Origin of the sequence: Kibdelosporangium aridum (assembly GCF_900176515.1) — a bacterium.
GTDB lineage: Bacteria > Actinomycetota > Actinomycetes > Mycobacteriales > Pseudonocardiaceae > Kibdelosporangium > Kibdelosporangium aridum.
Window position 1 is genome coordinate 1,770,799 of sequence record NZ_FWXV01000001.1, and the last position, 19,772, is coordinate 1,790,570.

At 65.7% G+C, this 19,772-nt stretch carries 15 protein-coding genes; 7 read left to right on the forward strand and 8 right to left on the reverse strand.

Annotated features, from left to right (window positions below; translation table 11 throughout):
• Positions 1 to 59: 59 nt before the first annotated feature.
• From B9C43_RS07480 to B9C43_RS07490, 3 genes are read right to left on the reverse strand one after another with little or no spacing between them, the layout of a single operon-like run.
• Positions 60 to 770, reverse strand: a complete 711-nt coding sequence (locus B9C43_RS07480; RefSeq protein ID WP_084425218.1) for a class I SAM-dependent methyltransferase — start codon at positions 768 to 770, stop codon at positions 60 to 62.
• A complete protein-coding gene (locus tag B9C43_RS07485; protein ID WP_084425219.1) occupies positions 767 to 1,384 on the reverse strand; it encodes a maleylpyruvate isomerase family mycothiol-dependent enzyme in 618 nt (205 codons plus the stop codon). The genes B9C43_RS07480 and B9C43_RS07485 overlap by 4 nt, the downstream gene beginning before the upstream one ends.
• A gap of 22 nt (positions 1,385 to 1,406) precedes the next feature.
• A complete protein-coding gene (locus tag B9C43_RS07490) occupies positions 1,407 to 3,224 on the reverse strand; it encodes an NACHT domain-containing protein (RefSeq protein ID WP_143446171.1) in 1,818 nt (605 codons plus the stop codon).
• A gap of 398 nt (positions 3,225 to 3,622) precedes the next feature.
• Between B9C43_RS07490 and B9C43_RS07495 the strand changes: the two genes are divergently transcribed.
• The 5 genes from B9C43_RS07495 to B9C43_RS07515 all read left to right on the forward strand — a co-directional run bounded on the left by B9C43_RS07495 (position 3,623) and on the right by B9C43_RS07515 (position 9,076).
• Positions 3,623 to 5,062, forward strand: coding sequence for an ABC transporter substrate-binding protein (locus B9C43_RS07495; RefSeq protein ID WP_084425221.1), 1,440 nt, complete (start codon positions 3,623 to 3,625; stop codon positions 5,060 to 5,062).
• A complete protein-coding gene (locus tag B9C43_RS07500) occupies positions 5,059 to 6,021 on the forward strand; it encodes a carbohydrate ABC transporter permease (RefSeq protein WP_033393984.1) in 963 nt (320 codons plus the stop codon). The genes B9C43_RS07495 and B9C43_RS07500 overlap by 4 nt, the downstream gene beginning before the upstream one ends.
• Before the next feature lie 48 nt (positions 6,022 to 6,069).
• Positions 6,070 to 6,969 carry a carbohydrate ABC transporter permease gene (locus B9C43_RS07505; protein ID WP_235038480.1) on the forward strand — a complete coding sequence of 300 codons (900 nt, stop codon included), beginning with the start codon at positions 6,070 to 6,072 and terminating at the stop codon, positions 6,967 to 6,969.
• An 11-nt stretch (positions 6,970 to 6,980) separates the two neighbouring features.
• Entirely contained in the window at positions 6,981 to 8,099 is a 1,119-nt protein-coding gene (locus B9C43_RS07510) for an ABC transporter ATP-binding protein (RefSeq protein ID WP_033393985.1), read from the forward strand.
• Between the two features lie 233 nt (positions 8,100 to 8,332).
• Positions 8,333 to 9,076, forward strand: coding sequence for a GH12 family glycosyl hydrolase domain-containing protein (locus tag B9C43_RS07515; RefSeq protein WP_084425222.1), 744 nt, complete (start codon positions 8,333 to 8,335; stop codon positions 9,074 to 9,076).
• A gap of 52 nt (positions 9,077 to 9,128) precedes the next feature.
• Here the strand turns inward: B9C43_RS07515 and B9C43_RS07520 are convergent, their stop codons facing one another.
• On the reverse strand, positions 9,129 to 10,544 hold the full coding sequence (locus B9C43_RS07520) for a family 20 glycosylhydrolase (protein WP_084425223.1): 1,416 nt from the start codon (positions 10,542 to 10,544) through the stop codon (positions 9,129 to 9,131).
• A 104-nt stretch (positions 10,545 to 10,648) separates the two neighbouring features.
• On the opposite strand from B9C43_RS07520, the gene B9C43_RS07525 reads away from it, so the two are divergent.
• The gene (locus tag B9C43_RS07525; RefSeq protein ID WP_235038481.1) at positions 10,649 to 11,203 is read left to right on the forward strand and encodes a nucleotidyltransferase family protein; all 555 of its coding nucleotides are present in this window, start codon (positions 10,649 to 10,651) and stop codon (positions 11,201 to 11,203) included.
• A 242-nt stretch (positions 11,204 to 11,445) separates the two neighbouring features.
• Here the strand turns inward: B9C43_RS07525 and B9C43_RS07530 are convergent, their stop codons facing one another.
• From B9C43_RS07530 to B9C43_RS07545, 4 genes are all read right to left on the reverse strand, one after another.
• Positions 11,446 to 14,532, reverse strand: a complete 3,087-nt coding sequence (locus tag B9C43_RS07530; RefSeq protein WP_160096395.1) for a P-loop NTPase fold protein — start codon at positions 14,530 to 14,532, stop codon at positions 11,446 to 11,448.
• A gap of 141 nt (positions 14,533 to 14,673) precedes the next feature.
• Positions 14,674 to 15,567 carry a helix-turn-helix domain-containing protein gene (locus tag B9C43_RS07535; protein ID WP_327221884.1) on the reverse strand — a complete coding sequence of 298 codons (894 nt, stop codon included), beginning with the start codon at positions 15,565 to 15,567 and terminating at the stop codon, positions 14,674 to 14,676.
• Positions 15,568 to 15,726: 159 nt separating this feature from the next.
• Complete coding sequence (locus B9C43_RS07540; RefSeq protein WP_084425225.1) at positions 15,727 to 17,028, reverse strand: M20/M25/M40 family metallo-hydrolase; 1,302 nt, start codon at positions 17,026 to 17,028, stop codon at positions 15,727 to 15,729.
• Entirely contained in the window at positions 17,021 to 17,848 is an 828-nt protein-coding gene (locus tag B9C43_RS07545; protein WP_200825504.1) for a M55 family metallopeptidase, read from the reverse strand. The genes B9C43_RS07540 and B9C43_RS07545 overlap by 8 nt, the downstream gene beginning before the upstream one ends.
• 114 nt (positions 17,849 to 17,962) lie before the next feature.
• Between B9C43_RS07545 and B9C43_RS07550 the strand changes: the two genes are divergently transcribed.
• Positions 17,963 to 19,771: an ABC transporter substrate-binding protein gene (locus B9C43_RS07550; RefSeq protein ID WP_200825446.1), complete on the forward strand. Its 1,809-nt coding sequence runs from the start codon at positions 17,963 to 17,965 to the stop codon at positions 19,769 to 19,771.
• Position 19,772: the final 1 nt, after the last annotated feature.

Below are 19,772 nucleotides of genomic sequence, written 5' to 3' on the forward strand. Positions count from 1 at the left end.
CGCCTGCGCCGCCTGCGCCGACCGCTCAGACGGGTGATCGCCAGTTCACCGTCCACCGGTCAAGTCTGCACCCCGACGGCATAACGGAAATGGTTCACCAGACGGTATCCGCCGTCGGCTGTCTTGAAGGGCTGCGCGGCTCGCAGGACTGCGGGCGCGTTGTCTTCGTCTTCACCAAGGAGGATGCCGCGGATGAGCGTGTCGTCGTCGGGTGCGGCCCAGACGACTTCGACGATGCCGCTCGCGGTGACTTCGAGTTTCGCTTCACGCAGCACGGCTTCGAAGCCACCGGGCCTGCGGAACTCGCCGTCTTCGGCAGGTTCGTCGGCCAGTGCGTCGTCGATCGCGTTGAAGTCGTTTCTGGCGCGTTCCGCCCAACCGGCCAGCGCGACCTGCCTGCCGATGAAGGCGAACTCGTCGACGGTTTTGACCGGGTCGCCGACGAACTGCAGCACGTTGAACGCGGTGACCACGTCGAAGCTGTCGTCCATCCACGGCAATGGCTGGTCGACATCACCGACCTTGACCTCCGCGTGGGGCGCCCGTTTCCTGGCCAGCGCCACCATTTGTGGCGACGAGTCGATCCCCGCCGCCTCACCGCCCAGTTCGTGCACGTAGGCAAGGAACTCGCCACTGCCGCAGCCGACGTCGAGCACCCGTGTCCCAGGTCCGATGCCGGTCACCTCGGCGACCTTCCGCTGGGCGGGTCCAGCGAACCCGCCCCACAGTTCAGCCCAGGTCCCGGCGATCTCGGACCACGGATCGGTCATGCAACCCTCGCTGTCGCTTCCTGCGCACCTGGACCACTGACCCTAGCCTTGCGCCCGGTGGCCAGCATGAGCAGTTCCGACGCAGGAGCGTGCACCTCAAGTGGGCCGTCCCCGCCTTGCCAGTCGGCGTCGGTGGCGATCAGCTTCATGCCGGCGAACCGCTTCTTGCCGCCGTAGAAACTGCTCGGCCAGACGTGGTTGAGCGCGGGAACGACGTATTCGATGGGCATTTCCCGCTCGCGGTGCAGCGGTCTGGCGATGTCCTGCGCGTGCACAAGCAGGTCGACCAGGGGATCCACTGTGCCGCTGAGTGCGAACTTCTTCGTGCTGTGGACGTCATCACGCAGTTGGGCGATGAGCTGTTCGGGCGTGAACCGGGTGGCGCGTTCCTTGGCCCAGCCGGCCTCGGCCTTGGGGTAGTTGCCCTTCGCCTTGAGGACCCTGAACAGTGTCTTCGGCAGCGACTGGCGCGTCGACAACGTGATGTGCGCGAGGACCTCGTGCACGGTCCACTCCGCGCACAGCGACTGCACGTTCCAGTCGCTTTCCTCGAGCGTCGTCAGGAAGTCGGCCAGGGAACGGCGTTCGGCGTGGATCGCGGCCATGATGTCCATCGGTTCTCCTCATGAAGGTCGGTCACCGGTTGGACTCGGGCTGCCGGGAAAAGTCATCGCGCCACTTGCGTGCCAGGTGATCCTGCAGGGCACGTTCTGCTTTCCAGGACTGCAACGGCGTACCCGCTGAATCCGCGCCGCCGGGTTCGGCAAGGTACCCGGTGAAGGTGATCAGTCCCGCCGCCCACAACCCCAGGGGCAGACCGAGAACCAGGGCACTGGCGCCCGCGAATATCGGTACCGACAGGTCATCGGAGACGGAGGCGACCACTGCGCCGATGGCGCCTATACCCACGATGCTCAGTACGAGAACGGGCACCCCAGCGCGCACTTGCCTGCCGACGTGTTCGCTACGGCCACGCAGCCGAAACTCCGCGGAAGCGGGCGACTCCAGTTGCCAATCGACAAGCGCTGTCAGCGTTGTCTTGCCGAGCAGAACCGTGAGGACAATGCCAAGCAGAGCGGCGAAAAGCACAGCGAACAACGGCGAGGTCACCCACACTTGGCTTCCGAACGGGATGGCGACCGCGAGACCGCCGATCAAGGCGAGCACCCAGACAGGCCACCGTGCAGGCTGAATGGGGATGCCGCCAGTCAGTCGCCACCACATCAGGTCTCGTGAGGTGCCCATCATCGTGGCGAGGTAACCCAGCCAGCGCTCGGTGCGTTCCGGATCACGGCGCTGTCGTGGCCGGAACGGCTCGTTCGCATCAGCACTGGGCGGGCGGCTCGCGACGACCGCCGGGACGAACTGGTGGAGGAGGGCGTCGATCAAGTCGTCACCGCGATCGAACCGCAGCAACGGCATCGGATCGGGAAAGGGGAGCGGCGTGTCGTCCGGCTCTGTCCGAGGCAGCAGGTAGACCTCGCAGATGAGCCAGAGACCGAGCGGCGTGCTGGTGGCCGCCCGCAGTGCGGACTCTTCGCTGCGTAAGGATCGGCACACCGCCGCCCACCCTGGATGCGGCCGAGGGGGCATGCACCGTTCCAAGTAGTCCGCGATCTCGTTGCCGTTCAGCGGTTCTGGCTCCAGCACCACGGCTCGGTCGACCACCTGCCGGGCGTTGTGCACAGCGGCGGTGAATTCGGCTGTGCGGCACGTGAGGATGACGGGTTCGGCGGCGAAGGACCGGTTCACCTGCGTGATCATCGCGGCCTGCGCGGCAGTGGGCAGTTCGTCCACACCGTCGAAGATCGGCAGCACATGTCCGCCTTCGACCAATGCCTTCGCCTCGCGCAAGGCGGGATAGTCCGACGACAACTTGGTGATGAACCACTGCCGGAGGTCCTGGTTGGGATCCCATCCCGCCGCGGTGACCAGGACAGGCACTGGTTCGTCGGCCGTCCTGGCTGCCAGCAGCGCCAACAGGATCCGTACGGCCGCGGTCGTCTTGCCCGCTCCGGGGTCGCCGAGCAGGACCACACGCCGCGCGGACAGTGCACGGAAGTCGTCCACGAAGCCGGCCAGGTCGTCGGCGACCGCGTCGAGGAGGAACAGCGGCCGTTTGGTGATCGTGGCGGGGTGAGCCTGTACCTCGTCACGGGTGGTCACCCGCCAGTGGATCGGCATGATCAGACCGTGCTGGGTTCGCAGGGCGTTCTCGGCTTTCCACTGCGCGGTCACTGCGGAGCTCAACACGTCGATCTGGTCGGACAGCCGGACCTTGGTCGGCGCGGGCGGTCGTTGCCACAGCCATAACAGCAGCGCCACGCCGATCGGCATGATCGACACCAGTTGGGCGATGTTCGCCGCGACCGACAGGCCGCCTTCGCCAAGCAGCACCGCGATGATCAGGCCCGCGCAGCCCAGGAGTGCGGCCCCGCCCATCCAACGCGTCACAGCCGTTCTCCCCTTCGGCCAGCAAACGGACTGACACTACCGCGCACGACGCGTTGGACATTCCCCAACGAAATGGGCCAGAGCGCAGACCTTCACGGTTAGGCTGCGATTTCCGCGTGCGGTGGCTGGCCGCGGGCTGAGCGGCCAGGATCGACGCGTGCAGACAGGCGCGAAAGAGGGACATTGGGTGCAAATCGGCCGCTCATGCGGGGGATGCCCAGGACTGGACAAGTGGGGGCCTGCGAGGCATGCTCTGCCCCCGAGCTAGGTTGGTACAGACCAATGCAACGAGAGTGCATCTTTGTGTTGACTTCTGCTTGAAACTGCCGGAATAGTTGCACATCCGCGCAAGGCGGCTGGGTTCGTCTTGCCAACAAGGCTTCATAGGTGGTGACTGGATGCGATCGATCTATGGCGGTAGACGAGGCACGTCCGCTCTGGTGCTGACCGCTGCCGTCTCGCTCGTTCTGGCGGGCTGCGGCTCCGGGTCAGACAACAACGCGGGTGGCGGCTCGGGCAATGCGCCGGCGGGTGACGACGGCAAGCTCGTCGGCGAGCAGGAGTACATCAACGCTCCCTGCCCGGAGGCCGCGGTCAAGCCCACCCAGAAGGAGTTCACCTACTGGTCGATGTGGACCAAGGACGAACCGCAGGGCCGCGTGCTGCAGAAGGCCTTCAAGTGCTTCGAGGAGAAGGCCGGCGTCAAGGTCAACGTCCAGTGGTTCGGCCGCAAGTTCCTCACCCAGAACGTCGCGCCCGCGCTGAACACCGACACCGTGCCCGACCTGATCGACCAGGACATCAGCCAGGTCAAGGCGGCCGTCGTGGACGCGGGCGGCACGCAGGGCCTCGACGACGTGCTGTCGATGAAGATCGGCGAGGGCGAGAAGACCGTCAAGGACGTCATCCCGTCGTTCCTCTACGACATCCCGCAGGCCAAGGACAAGGACGGCAAGCTCTTCTCCGTTCCTTACGAGGTGCTGTCCAACGGCTGGTGGTACGACAGGAAGCGGCAGAAGGACTTCGTCGAGCCGAAGACCACCGACGAGCTGTTCGCGGCGCTGGACAAGGCCAAGGCCGCGGGCGGCGCGATCGCCCAGGACGGCGACATCGACTTCTACAACGCCTACTTCCTCACCCAGATCGCCGAGAAGTACGTCGGCGCGGGCGGCATCCAGAAGGCTGTTGACGACAAGAGCGGCAACTTGTGGAAGTCCGAGCCCGGCTTCCTCAAGGCCGCGCAGTACGTCGAGCGCCTCGCCAAGGGCAAGTACTTCATCGACGGCTGGGACGCCAGCAAGTTCCCGCAGGTCCAGCAGCGCTGGGCGGACGGCGAGGCGGCGTTCTTGTTCGTCGGCTCGTGGGGCCCGAGTGAGACCCGCGAGTACCTCGGCAAGCAGGGCGGTGGCGCGAGCATCGACTACGGCTCGTTCCAGTTCCCGAAGCCCGACGACGCCACCCACGACACCATCGAGTTCCTGCCGATCGGCTGGTCGGTGACCAAGAAGGCGAAGAACGCGGAGGCCGCCAAGGCGTTCATCGCGTACTTCTCCAACAAGGACCTCGCCCGTGGCATCCCCGCGGTGGCCGACAACCTGCACCCGCGGGCCGAACTGCCGGTGCCCGACGACCTGAAGCAGCTGAACACGGCGCTGACCGACCCCAAGAAGGAGAAGGTCATCTTCATGGACTCGATCGACTCCCTCTACGAGGGCAACTACGTCAAGAACGTCTTCTACCCGCTGAACAACGACCTGCTGAAGGGCAAGATCACCGCGAGTGAGTTCATTGACCAGATCGGCCCGAAGACCGCCGACTTCTGGAAGTCCAGGGGATGACGACTGGTTTGGCCACGCCGCCTGCCTCCGGCCACAAGCCGGGGGCAGGCGGTACCAGTACACCCGCCGCGCACGTCGCCCGGCGCAAGAAGCTGTTCTGGCCGTTCCTGGCACCGACTCTGGTGCTCTACGGGGTGTTCCTGGTCGCTCCGACGATCGCCACCATCGTGCTCAGTTTCTCCAACTGGCGCGGTGCGGGCGACACGCCGGAGTTCAACGGGTTCACGCAGTACGTGCAGATGTTCAGCGACGACGGGTTCCAGAGCGCGTTCGTCAACACGCTGATCTACATCACGCTCGGCGGTGTCGGCACGTTCGTGCTGGCGTTCCTGTTCACCATGGTGCTGCGGGACATGCGGGGCAACAAGATGGTGCGTGCCATCCTGTTCTTCCCGAACATCGTCGCGCCGGTCGCGCTGGGCATGTTCTTCGGCGTGGTGTACCGCTACCAGCCCAACCGGCAGGGCCTGGCGAACTTCCTGCTGGAGAGCTTCGGGCTGTCCGCGGTGAAGTTCCTCGAAGCCGATTCGGTCACGTGGGTGGTGCTCGGCTCGATCATCTGGGCCAGCGCGGGCTTCTACATCACGATCCTGATGGCCGCGGTCGACCGGATCCCGCCGTACCTGTACGAGGACGCCTCGATCGCGGGCGCGTCGCCGTGGCAGAAGTTCCGCAACATCACGCTCCCGCTGACGTGGGACGTGGTCGGGATCGCCGGTGTGCTGTGGACGATCAACGCGATCAAGATCTTCGAGCTGGTCTTCGTGATGGCCGGTTCGGGGACCTACGCGCCGCCGATCCACACGTGGACGCTCGGCATCTTCGTGTTCGACCGGTCGTTCGGCGGCACGCCCGCCTTCGGCACGGCCTGTGCGTGCGCGGTCGTGATGATCGCGCTGGTGTCGGTGTTCGTGGTGGCGCTGCGCAGGTTGCTGCGGCGCGACGCGATCCAGTTCTGAGAGGCGGCTGTGTCGACCACCGCTGTGCCATCGTCCACAGGATCCACTGTGGAACCTCCGCCGCGCCGCAAAGCGCCGAGGCGGCCCAAACCCGCGCCGGGAACCAAGCGGATCAGCCCGATGCGGGTGATCGGGCTGACCGTGGTGTGGCTGTTCACCGCGTTCAACCTGCTGGTGCTGTACTGGCTGATCATGGCGGCGTTCAAGACGCCGCTGGAGATCTTCCGTGAGCCGCTGTCGTTGCCCGCGACGCTGTTCGAGCGCGGCACGCCGTTCCGCAACTTCATCTACGCGTGGGACAGCGCGGACTTCGGGACCGCGTTCCTCAACACCGTGCTGCTGGTCGCGATCTGCTCGGTGGTGATCGTGCTGGTCTCCGCGCCCGCGGCGTACGCGTTGTCGCGCCTGGGTGTGCGTGGTTCCGGGCCGATGACCGCGTTCATCGCGATCGGTATGGGTGTGCCGTTCCAGACGGTGATCATCCCGCTGTTCATCGCGATGGCGGAAATCGACCTGAACAACAACCTGTTCGGGCTGGCGCTGATCTACATCGCGTTGTCGTTGCCGTTCACGGTGTTCCTGCTGACCGGGTTCTTCCGGTCGCTGCCCGACGAGCTGGAGGAGGCCGCGTCGATCGACGGCGCGTCGGCCACCAGGACGTTCTGGTCGATCATGCTGCCGCTGGCGCGGGGCGGCCTGATCACCGCGTTGATCCTGAACGCGATCGGGCTGTGGAACGAGACGTTGCTGGCGATCGTGTTCCTGCAGGAGAACGCGAACTTCACGCTGGCGCGGGCGTTGTTCACCTTCTACAACGCCGCGTCCTACCAGTCGGAGTACGGCGGTCTGTTGGCCGGTGTGGCCATCATCGTGCTGCCGATGCTCGTGATGTACATCCTGCTTGCTCGTCGGATCATCACCGGCCTCACGCTCGGCGCCGGAAAGTAGGGAGCTCCAAGATGGCTACGGTCTCGTTCCGGGGCGCGACCCGGTACTACGCCGGCAACGACAAGCCTGCGGTCGACGGGCTGGATCTCGAGGTTGCCGACGGGGAGTTCCTCGTACTGGTCGGCCCGTCGGGTTGTGGGAAGTCCACAACGCTGCGGATGCTCGCCGGGCTGGAAGGCGTCGACGAGGGGCAGATCTGGATCGGCGACAAGAACGTCACCGACATGGAGCCGCGGTCGCGGGACATCGCGATGGTGTTCCAGAACTACGCGCTCTACCCGCACATGACGGTGCACGAGAACATCGCGTTCCACCTCAAGATCGCCAAGATGCCCAAGGACCAGCGCGACGAGCGCGTGCAGGAGGCGGCCAAGCTGCTCGACCTCGAGCAGTACCTGGACCGCAAGCCCGCCAAGCTGTCCGGTGGCCAGCGGCAGCGCGTGGCGATGGGCCGGGCGATCGTGCGTCAGCCCCAGGTGTTCTGCATGGACGAACCACTGTCCAACTTGGACGCCAAGCTGCGCGTGCAGACCCGTACGCAGATCGCGTCGCTGCAGCGACGACTGGGCACGACGACGATCTACGTCACGCACGACCAGGTCGAAGCCATGACCATGGGCGACCGGGTGGCGGTGATGCGCGACGGCCTGTTGCAGCAGTGCGACACGCCGATCGGGCTGTTCTCCAAGCCCCGCAACGTGTTCGTGGCCGGGTTCATCGGCTCGCCCGCGATGAACCTGATCCCCGCACGCGTCTCGGACTCCGGTGTCGCGCTGGGCGGCGCGACGATCCAGTTGACACCGGCGCAGAAGGCCGCGGTCACGGGCTCGGATGTGATCGTCGGGATCCGGCCGGAGGGCTGGGACATCGTGGCGGCTGCCGAGGGCTTGTCGATGACCATCGAAGCGGTCGAGGAACTGGGCTCAGACCAGTACCTGTACGGCTCGTCGGACGCGGAGCTGGTCGCGGCAGGGGAGAGCACCGAGCACAAGGAGGCCCCGCACCCGGTCGTGGTGCGGACGCCCGGCATGTCGGACTGGAGTCGCGGCCAGCAGCTCGGGGTGCGGCCGCGGACAGGTGCCGTGCACCTGTTCGACAAGGACACCGGCGACCGCCTGCCGGACGCGTGAAACGCCTCGACGCGTACACGGGCGTGTAGCACGGGTCGTTTTCCGCGGACTGGTTCGCCCCAGTGGCCAAGCTGCTGGTGGCGAACCAGTACCGCGTCCTGGGCATGCATCGCGCGGGGTACGGACATAGCAATATCGCTTAGCCCGACTGGTGAGTCCTGCTGGGCTGTGCCATTCTGGGAGCGCTCCCAGAATGCTGGGGCACTCCTGAGAAACCCCTGCGAAGGAGTCCCATGCGCAAACCAGTCCGCGCCATCGTGGCGAGCCTGGCCGTGCTCGGCGGCCTCGTGCTGCCTGCCGGTCCAGCCCAGGCTGACGTGCAGATATGCGACCAGTACGGCTCGACGACAATCCAAGGTCGTTACGTCGTGCAGAACAACCGGTGGGGTTCGTCGGCGACCCAGTGCATCAACGTGACCTCGACCGGGTTCTCGATCACGCAGCAGCAAGGTTCGAAGCCGACCAACGGCGCGCCGCTGTCGTACCCGTCGGCGTTCATCGGCTGCCACTACACCAATTGCTCGCCGGGAACGAACCTGCCGATCCAGGTCAGCCGGATCAGCAGCGCCACCTCGTCGATCAACTACCGCTACACCAGCGGGATCTACAACGCGTCCTACGACATCTGGCTCGACCCCACGCCTCGGCGCGACGGGGTGAACCAGATGGAGATCATGATCTGGTTCAACCGCCAAGGCTCGATCCAGCCGATCGGCCAGGTCGTCGGCACGACCACGATCGGCGGCCGCAGCTGGCAGGTCTGGCAGGGGAGCAACGGCTCCAACAACGTCATCTCGTATGTGGCGCCGTCGCCCATCCCGTCGTGGTCGTTCAGCGTGCTCGACTTCATCAATGACGTGCGCGCCCGTGGGGCGATCACGAATTCCTGGTACCTCACCAGCATTCAGGCCGGTTTCGAACCGTGGAGCGGAGGCGTCGGCCTGTCCGTCGACTCGTTCTCGGCAGCGGTGCAGTAGCTAGTACTACGGCCTATGTGATTAACAATGTGACAAAATAGCTCCACAACGCTCAGACGGCCCAGGGGATCTGGGTGGACGGGTAGAACTCGATGCCTTGGGCCGTCCAGCGTGGCCCGTGGGTTGCCAGGCGCCTGCGGAAGTCTTGCCAGTCATGGGTTTCTCGCGGTGACCAGCCGAGCTCGGCGACCGCGGGCAGGCGGGGGAAGGCCATGAAGTCGATGTGGCCGCGGTGTTTGAGGTGTTCTGCCCACAGTGGAGCTTCGATGCCGATGACGGCCTCTTCGGGTACGCCCTGCAGATAGGTGCCGGGGTCCCAGTCGTAGACGTCGCGTACGTCAAGATATCCGGCCCATTTGTACCCGATGGGGGAGTCGGGGGTGTACTTCATGTCGAGGTACACCTTGTTGGCGGGGGAGAGCAGGATCTTGTGCCCTCGTGCGGCCGCCTCGGCGACGCGGGGGTCGTCGTCGGCCTTGCTCCAGAACTGGGGGATGGTTCCGGTCGGCGGGTCGGCGCGCAGGATTTCGTGCCAGCCAATGGCTTGTTTGCCGTACCGCTGGACCATGTCGAGGGCCCGGCGGATGAACTTGGCGTAGCCCTCTTCGGGTGTGGCATGGGCTTCGTCCGTGCCGATGTGCAGGTACGGCCCGGGCGTGAGGGCGGCGACCTCACGCAGGACGTCGTCGATGAACTGGTACGTGATTTCCTTGTCAGTGCACAGGGAGCTGAATCCGGTGGCCGTTCCGGTCGTGGTGAACAACGGTGGCGCGACGCCGTCGCAGGTGAGTTCCGGGTAGGCGACCAAGGCCGCGTTGACGTGACCGGGAATGTCGATCTCGGGGATGAGCGTGATGTGGCGGCTCGTGGCGTAGGCAACCAGCTCACGGAACTCCTGTTGGGTGTAGAACCCGCCTGGCCCGCCGCCGACCTGGGTTGCGCCGCCGATGGTGGTCAGCTTGGGCCAGTTGGTGATCTCCAGCCGCCAGCCCTGGTCGTCGGTGAGGTGCAGGTGCAGGACATTGATCTTGTACTGGACGATCTGGTCGATGAACCGCTTGACCTCGTCGACGGTGAAGAAGTGCCGGGAGACGTCCAGCATCGCGCCCCGGTGGGCGAACCTCGGGTAGTCCAGGATCTCGCCGCCGTCCACGATCCCTTCGTCCGACACCAGCTGGCGAAGGGTCTGTACGGCCATGAAGAGGCCGGTTTCGGTGTTGGCGCGCAGGGTGATGGCTGTGTTGGTGACGGTGAGCTGGTAACCGTCTGCCGGGGCGGTGCTCTGCCGGGACAGGGTGATCTCGCCGGTCGAACCTGTTGTGAGGCCTAGGGTTTCGGCGAGGTAGTGCCCGACGGTGGCGGTGTCGTCGGTGATACGGACTCTGGTGGCCTCGGTGATACGGAAACTGTCGGTGGAGGGGTGTACCTCTACTGGCGCAGGCACCACGCAGGTGATTCGGGAGGTCATAGTCGGGTTTTAGCAAGCACGTGCATACACTTCATTCGGGACTACGGACACAGTTAATTACCTTGTGACGAAAAAGCAAACACAACGCACAGACAAGGGGCGCGGTGGATCTTCGGGATGTGTTGTCTCGCAACGAGACGCTGATGGAAGTGCTCGGGCGTGCCGCGGATCTGGCGCTGCCTGGGTGGTATCTGGCGGCCGGGTGCGTGTGTCAGACGGTGTGGAACGTGCTGACCGGCCGGCGGCCGACGAACGGCATCAAGGACTACGACCTGATCTACTTCGACGACACGGATCTGTCGTGGGAGGCGGAGGACGCGGTGATCCGGTCGGCGGGGGAGGTGTTCGGGGACGTTCCGGTCGAGGTGCGCAACGAGGCGCGAGTTCACCTGTGGTACGAGGAGAAATTCGGTATCCCGTGCCGTCCGTACACGTCCAGTGAGGATGCCATCGACTCGTTCCCGTCGATTGCCTGCTGTCTGGGCGTTCGGCTCGATGGGGGAGGGGAGTGGCAGGTCTACGCGCCGTACGGGGTGGCGGACGCGTTCAACCTGGTCCTGAGACCGAACCGGGCGCTGGCACCACGCGAGGTCTACGAGGCCAAGGCGGTTCGCTGGCAGCGCGAATGGCCAGAGCTGCGGGTTGCTCCGTGGGCTTGACCTCGGCAAACCCGTCACTGTGGACGCTGACCTATGACTGCTCTGAATACTACAACCCATGTACCTTTCATCGTGACGAAAAACAAAACCCAAGCCCCCGACCGGGTCCCGGCAGCGGGAACAGCTCTCTGTGGGTATCACGCTTCCCGTGCTGGACAAGGAACTCGAGCCTGCGAGGTGCTCTGTCTTGACGGCCGCGGCAGACAAGAGCGGATACCCCGAGGTGCCATCCGTTGGCGGTATTAGGTCAGCCGTTCCGCGACTGAGGCGACTCGTTTGCCGTCGTAGCGGTCGAGCAGGGCGCGGATGCCGTCGGCGCACTTGTGGTCGAGGCCGACTCTGCGGACTGCCTTGGCCCATTCCCAGTCGCCGTCGGCGCTGGCCAGCAGGGTGAGGCCATGGTTGCCGTCGAAGCGCCGGTGCACGGCTCGTTGGGCTGCGGGCCAGCGGGCGATGATCTCGGCGAGGATGACGAGGTGGCGGGCGTGCTCTGCGAGGTTTCCGGGATCGAGCCGGATCAGGACGCGGACGTAGTACTGCCAGATGGTGAGGATGCGTTTGGTTTCGCGGACTGAGAGGCCGGATTGTTCCTTGAGGCGTTCGGCGAGCAGTTTGCGGATGTCTTCGTCGTGTTCGAGGACTTCGGCGACGGCGTTGACCATCGACGTGGCCAGAGGTGACGCGGGGGAGGCCGCGAGGACTTGCGGTTCGGTCGTGATTTTCCGGAGGCCGTTGGCCGGTGTTTGCGTGGTTGGCCGTGCTGGCAGCGGCTGCTGGACGACCTCGCCGAGGAGGCTGTTGAGCAGGCCGTCAATGCTGTCGGCGGCGATCGGCGGGATCGTGATCGGCAGCTGGATGAGTTTGCGCAGGAAGCTCCAGCCTGGGCTGGGGTCGTCGCCGTGCAGTGGTTTTCCTTTGAGGGCACCGTAAACCTCGTCGAGGTGCGCGGCGACGGTGGTCGCGTCGAGGCAGAGCACGAACCGGGTGACCGGGAAGGTTCTGGTGACGAACAGGTTGATGGCCTCGAACACCTCGGCTGTGGTGCGTGGGGTGCAGCGGTCGAGGTCGTCGATGAACACGACCATGTGGTGGCCGCTGCGTCTGACGTCGTCGAGGACGGCGAAGACGTCGTGCTGGGCGAGATAAAGCTGGCCTGAGCGTGCGTTGTGGTAGGGGTCGCGGATGGTGTCGTCGGTGGCTCCGCTTGGCACGGGGCCGACGAAGAGTTCCGCGGGAAGGAAGTCGGCGGCTGGGCGTGTGCGGTATCGCCAGATGGAGTGCCCTACCCCGGTGATGAACGCGATGCCCGCGATGAGCAGTGCGATGTTGGATCCGGCGATCACCCAGTCGAACAGCCGATACGTGTCGGTCGATCGGGCCATTTGCGCGACGACGGGGATGGCGAGTGCGAGGACGGACACGGCCAGCAGCGGTGAGAGGCAGCTTTTGCGCAGGGCTCGGCGTAGGCGCATCCGGTCGACGCGGTCGAGGTTGCGTTGGAACCAGTAGCGTCCGGTCGCCGGGGTTTGGTGTGGGAGAAGGGTTTTCTCCACGGCGCCGAGCACGGTGGTGGTCAGTCCGGCCCAGACTTGTTCGCTGGTCTGGTGCGCCCACGGTTCGAAGTGGGCGGTGATGAGCGGTGGGTCGCCTGACGCGGGGTCGGCGCGTGGCATCATCTCTTTGGTCCACAGTGGATCGCCGTGTCCGCTGAGGGCGCGGTCGGCTTCGTGGACTTTCAGTGGTTTTGCTTTTGTGGCTTGGAGTGTGGGCCGTGGGGTTGATTTGAGTTCGCGGACGACGAGGTCGACGAGTGAGGTTTTGCCGATGCCCCACGCACCGTCGAGTGCGATCACGGTCGGGCCGGATTTGTCGTCGTCTTCGGTGGTGATGGGGGAGATGAGGTCGGTGAGTGCGCCGATCATGGCGTCGCGGTGCAGCAGGTCGGTGGTGGGCGGCCGGTCGCCGTAGCCGCGGGTGCGCAGTTCCCAGGTAACCGGACGCGGCAGTTCTTCGCCCATAAGGGCCTGGATGACACGGTTCCCTTGGACGTTGTCCAGCGCTTCGGCGATCTGCGGGTCGGTGTTGGCGATCTCCGCTGCTCGTGCCATTTCCTCGTCGTTGAAGGATGCCTCGACGGCTACGACGATCGCTGACATGACGCTGGATCCCCCGGCAGCTGCCAGTTTGGCCCAGGTTTCGGTGGTGGCTGTGGCGATCACCGGTGACCGAAGTCCGCGATCGGCGAGGGTGCGTAACCGGTGTTCCAGGACATCAGGAGAGCCATGGGGCGGCAGGTAGGCGCCGATGTCGTCGAGCCAGATCACGGCCTGTTCGTCGACGTACGTGAAGTCGGCGAGGTCGCCGAGCACTTCAGGGTGTGGCGCGATGATGACCTTCCGGCTCGGCAGAGCGGCGTTGACTGCCTCGTTGGCGCTGCGGGTCTTGCCGGTGTTGGGGTCGCCTACCAGGACGATCAGCTGGCCGCTGCTGGATGCGGTGTCGAGCAGGTAAGCCCGGAGTGCCCGGTCGTGTTGGCGTGGGATGTAGGTGGGTGTTCGCCGGGTGGGCGTCGGTTTGATGCCCAGTTCGATGGGTCCCCGGGTGGTGCGTTTGGTTGAGGGGTGTCTGGCTGTGTTGCGGACCAGAGGTCGGCTGGGCGCGTGCTGGGAGAAAGACAGGACTGGCCGTGGATGGTGGTTCGGTGCGAGCATGTTGGCCAGTTCGTGGTGGATGTCGGACAGGGTCAGGATTTCTGGTCTGTCGTCGATTCCGTTGCGCAGCAGCCAGAGCAGGTTGCCGGTGAATGTTGTGTATGGCTCGTCGGGGTGGATGGCCGCCAGGGTGTGGGCTTCGGTGGCTCCCAGTAGGGCGATGTTGGGGGAGAGTCCTGAGCGTGTCGCGGCACCGGCATGTGAGCAGTCGAGGATTACCGTGACGTTGAGTGATTTCTCGTCTTCGAGGAACTGCGTCACTCGTTGCATGGACAGCGTCCTGGTCGGTGCGGTCCTGTCGACTCCGAGATGGAGGAAGCCTTCATAGTCCGTTTCGCTGTGGCCGATGAAGTACAGGAGCAGGCTGCCGTTGCTGCCTACTCGACTCGCGGCGGCGAGGCAGTAGTTCACGACATCTTCTGCCGTGGCGGCGTTGATCAGCAGGTGGCAGTTCTTGTCCGGCAGGCCCCATATGTGCTTGTCACACAACGCTTCTCGGAGATGGCGCAACCCTCGTTCGGCTTGCTTGTCGTGCTCGCGGCGGCCCATGGATGTGCCGATCAGGACCGCTTGGGATCGCGCGGGGTCCGGGAGCTCGAGCGGCGTGGCGCTGGACATGTCTGGCATATCGGGCGCCACGCCGGGCGGGATTACCTCTTGCTGGTCAGTGCCCGTATCTGTTGATCAGGTCGTCTGGTGGGTGTGCGTCGAAGAAACGGGGCGAGCGTCGCGAAGGACGCTCGCCCCGGGTTGGCGTGGTCAGGCGCGCAGTGCGTCGATGACCCATTCGAAGACCGGGACCGATGGCGGGCGCTGGGGCCAGCCGTTGATCTTGCCGAGCAGGTTCCAGTAGCGCTCGACGCGTCGGTCGCTGAAGGTGGCCAGTGTGTCGGCGAGCGTGCGGCGCTCGTCGACGGGCATGTCGGCTGGGATGATCCGGTGCAGGATCTCCTGGCCTTCTGGTGATGCCGGGTCGATGCCTGCGGCCAGTGCTGGTTCGGCGTGTTCGAACACCTTCTGCGGATCGGCCTGTGCGGGTGGTTCGGTGTTGCTGGCGCCGGCGACGGCCATTTCGCGGACGCGTGCTTTGAAGGACGGGTCGGCGACGAGTTCGGCCAGTTCGATCCAGGCGTCGACCTGTTCGGGTGTGGGATCGTCGGGCAGTTCGGCAGGCATGGTGCGCATGCCTTCGGCGATGCGTGCGCCTTCTGGCCTGTTCTCAACGCCCGCGAAGGCCTCATCGACGAATTCGTCGATGATCCGCTGCCGCTCCTGCGCGGACAGCTTGGCCAGTTCGTGCATCAGTTTCATCTCCTCGGTCGTACTGCCTCTTTTCGCGACCGAGCTGAGTACCGCTCTGCGTAGCCGCAGGGTGCGGATCTCGGCGTCCAGTGCGCGGACGTGCGCTTGGGCGACGTCGGCGACGGTGACCTGTTCGCGCAGGACTCGTTCGACGGTGTCGAGGTCGATGCCCAGTTCGCGCAGGGTGCGCACGAGGTCGAGCCGGGCCGCGGCTTCGGCGTCGTACATCCGGTAGTTGCCGGAGGTTCGTCCCGCGGGTGGGACGAGGCCGAGGTCGGACCAGAACCGTACGGTGCGCACCGGCAGGCCGGTGGTTCGGGCGAGCTGCCCGATGCTGAACAACTCGGTCACATCGATCAGCCTCAACCTTCCAGCGACTGGAGACTCAAATCGATTATTGCCGCTGGTTTGTCAGATCGTGGTTGACCTGCCGTTATGTGGGCATGGCTGGTACCGGGCTTCGGCTGGTGATGGTGCGGCCGCGGCCCGGTACCCCGAGCTGGAGTTGGGTTAGACGCTGGAGAGGAAGTGGTCGAGTACGCGGGTGCCGAAGCGCAGTCCTTCGACGGGGACGCGTTCGTCGACGCCGTGGGCCATGGCGCGGTAGTCGAAGGCTTCGGGCAGCGACAGCGGTGCGAAGCCGTAGCCGGGGATGCCCAGGCGGGCGAAGGCTTTGGCGTCGGTTCCGCCGCCCATGCAGTAGGGCACGACGACCGCGTCGGGGTCTTGGGCGTGGATGGCGGCGGCCATGGCGTCGAACCAGGGTGAGTCGACCGGGGCTTGGATGGCGGGGTTGCGGTAGACGAATTCGCGGGTGATGCCGGGGCCGAGCAGTGCGTCGATGGTGGACAGCAGTTCCTGTTCGGTGCCGGGCAGGGTGCGGGTGTCGACTTCGGCGACGGCGGTGGAGGGGATGACGTTGACCTTGTAGCCGGCTTTGAGCACGGTCGGGCGGGTGGAGTTGCGGACGGTGTTTTCCACCAGTGGTGCGGCTTTGCCGAGCCGGGCGAGGGTGGCGTCCACGTCGGACAGGTCGACCTCGACGCCGAGTGCGGCGCCGGTGCGTTGCAGGAACGCGGTCACGGTGGGGGTCAGGCGGATGGGCCAGTCGTGGTGGGCGATGCGGTCCAGTGCGCTGATGAGTTTGATGACGGCGTTGTCGTCGTTGCGGCGGGAGCCGTGGCCTGCGCGTCCGGTGGCGGTGAGGCGCAGGTGGGCTGTGCCGCGTTCGGCGGTGCCGATCGGGTAGAGCCGCACGGGGGCGCCGGTGGCGTTGGTGACGTGGTAGGAGTAGCCGCCGGACTCGCTGATGGTGGCGCCGCAGCCGTGGAACAGGCCGGGGTGTTCGTTGACGAGCCATTCGGCGCCGTATGCGCCGGTGTCTTCTTCGTCGGCGACGAACGCGAGGACGATGTCGCGGCGTGGCCTGCGGTCTTCCCGTGCCCAGGTGGACAGCACGGTGAGGACCATGGCGATGAAGTCCTTCATGTCGGTGGCGCCGCGGCCCCAGACGTAGCCGTCGGTGATTTCCCCGGAGAACGGGTCGCGTGACCACTGGGCGGGATCGGCGGGTACGACGTCGAGGTGTCCTTGCACGAGCAGTGGGGGCAGGGTGGTGTCTGTTCCGGAGACCCGGGCGATGACGTTGCTTCTGCGTGTGTCGCGTTCGAGGATTTTCGACCCGATGCCCGCTGCGGACAGCACGGTGGCGACCAGTTCGGCGGCGTCGCGTTCGCCGGCTGATTCGCCACCGCCGTAGTTGGTGGTGTCCAGGCGGATCAGCCGTGAGCACAACTCTTCAACGTCATCCATAGATTCCCTCCACGGCGCCCGCCGCGATGGCGGTCACCACTTTGAACGCTTTCATGGCTTCGGTCATGGTGGGCGCGTCGAACCCGACTCGGCGCACGCCGGTCAGCTCCACGGTCGGGACGACCGCGGCGGCGTGGGCGAGGTGGGTGGCGTCGAATTCGACTTCGACGCGGTGCGGTGTGGCTTCACCGGCGTAGCGGCCCGCGTGCTTCATCCCCTCGGCTGCCTCGGTGCGGATGAGTTCAGCGGTCCGGGCCGGCGGTGAGCAGATGGCCGCGTACCGGCTGACGCATTCCTTCACTACGGCTACCCGTGCGTCGGGCACGTAATCGCGTGCGTCGGCGCATGCCTTGTCATCGCCGGTGACCAGCAGGACCGGGACGCCGTGTTCGGCGGCCATGGCGGCGTTGAGCCGTCCTTCGCTGGCGTGCACGCCATCCAGCCATACGCCGGTGATGGAGTTTTCCAGGTAGGTGTGGGCCAGGACGCCGTCGACGCCGGCGCCGGTGTGGTAGCCGAGGAACACCACGCCGTCCACGCCGGAGTCGATGCCTTGCATCATCGACAGTGGTTTGTGGCGGCCGGTGAGCATGGTGGCGCGGGTGTCGAGGTCTTCCAGCAGGAGGTTGCGCTGGGATGAGTGCGCTTCGTTGACGAATACGCTGGTCGCGCCGCCGTCGTGCAGGCCTGCGACGCAGGCGTTGACGTCGCTGGTGAACATGCGCCGCATCCGTTGCCATTGCTCGGTGCCGGGGACGACGTCCTGGGTATAGGTGACCCCCGTCGCGCCTTCCATATCGGCCGATATCATGATCCGCACGGGCACACCGTAGAGCCTTAAGTTACGTCTTGGCACGATCTGCCGGTACTCATTGACTTCTCAGGTTGATGAATGGTTACTTCTTTCCGAATTGCGGAGGAGAGGTGGTACGTCGTGCTGGTCAGACGTCGCTTGGCTGGGGCGGCTGGGGTGATCGCGCTGGTGGCGGTCATCGCGCCGGGAGTGGCCGGGGCCGGTCAGGCACAGGGGGAGAAGGTGCTGCGGGCGGGGATCACGCAGGATCTGGACTCGCTCAACCCGTTCATCACGATCACACGGGTGGGTACGGATCTGACCCGGCTGACCTACGAGTACTTGACCACGTACGACCCGAAGGACTATCGGCCGGTGCCGGGTCTGGCGGAGTCGTGGTCGACCTCGGATGACAAGCTGACGTGGACGTTCAAGATCCGGTCGGGTGCGAAGTGGTCCGACGGGCAGCCGGTCACCGCGGCGGACCCGGCGTTCACGCTGACCAAGATGATGACCGATCCGGTGGCGGCCACCGCGAACGGCAGCTTCGTGCAGGGCTGGGAGTCGGTCACCGCGCCGGACCCGCAGACGCTGGTGATCAAGACGACGCAGCCGCGGTCGACGATGCTGGCGCTGGACATCCCGATCGTGCCCAAGCACGTGTGGGAGAAGGTCACCGACTTCAAGGCCGAGCCGCCGCTGCCGCTGGTCGGGTCGGGCCCGTTCATCGTGCAGGACTACAAGGCCAGCCAGTTCATCAAGCTGAAGGCCAACAAGGACTACTGGCGGGGCGCGCCGAAGATCGACGCGCTGGACTTCGTCTACTACAAGAACGTCGACGCCGAGGTGCAGGCGCTCAAGAACGGTGACATCGACCTGATGAGCCGGTTGGTGCCCGCGCAGTACGACGCGTTGAAGAACGACCCGAACGTCAAGCTGAACACGGGGGCGGGCCGCAGGCTCAACGAGATCCTGATCAACCCGGGTGCCGCGGCCAAGGACGGCAGCCCGATCGGGGACGGCAACCCGGCGCTCAAGGACATCCAGCTGCGTAAGGCGATCGCGTTGGCGGTCGACTCCAAGACGATCGTGGACAAGGTGTGGGGCGGGTACGCGGTGGAGGCTGCCGGGTACATCCCGCCGGGGTTCTCGGAGTTCCACTGGCCGCAGAAGCAGAAGTTCGACCCCGCTGCGGCCAACCAGATGCTCGACGCGGCCGGGTACGCCAAGGGGCCGGACGGTGTGCGGGTGGACAAGACCGGCAAGCCGTTGCGGCTGCGGCTGTTGGGGCACGCGGGCACCAACTTGGACGAGCAGTCCTCGAAGTACATCGTCAACTGGCTCAAGGACATCGGCATCGCGGTCGAGCCGCAGATGGTGTCCGACCAGAAGGTCAACGACGCCACCACCGGCGGCAACTTCGACCTGGCGTTCTCCGGGTGGAGCGCCAACCCCGACCCGGACTACGTGCTGTCGCTGCAGACCTGCGGCAACCGGCCGAACGCCGACGGCAAGGGCGCCACACCGGACTCGTTCCTGTGCGACCCGGAGTATGACGCGCTGTACGCCCAGCAGGTCGCGGAGACCGACCGGGCCAAGCGGGTGGAGATCGTCAAGAAGATGCAGCAGGTGCTGGCCGACCGGGCGACGCTGGTGCTGCTGGGCTACGACAACCCGCTGGAGGCCTACCGGGCCGACCGGTGGGCGCCGTTCCAGACCCAGCCCGCGGACGGCGGCGTGATCATGAACCAGCAGGGTTACTGGGGCTACTACAGCGCCACTCCGGGCAAGAGCACCAACGGCGCGGCGGCCTCGACCGGCGAGGACGGTGGTGGCGGCAACACCGGTCTGGTGCTGGGCCTGGTCGGCGGCGGTGTGGTGGTGCTGATCGCGGGTGCGTTGGTGTTCGCGCGGCTGCGCCGCCGTGGCTCTGCTGACGAACGGGAGTAGG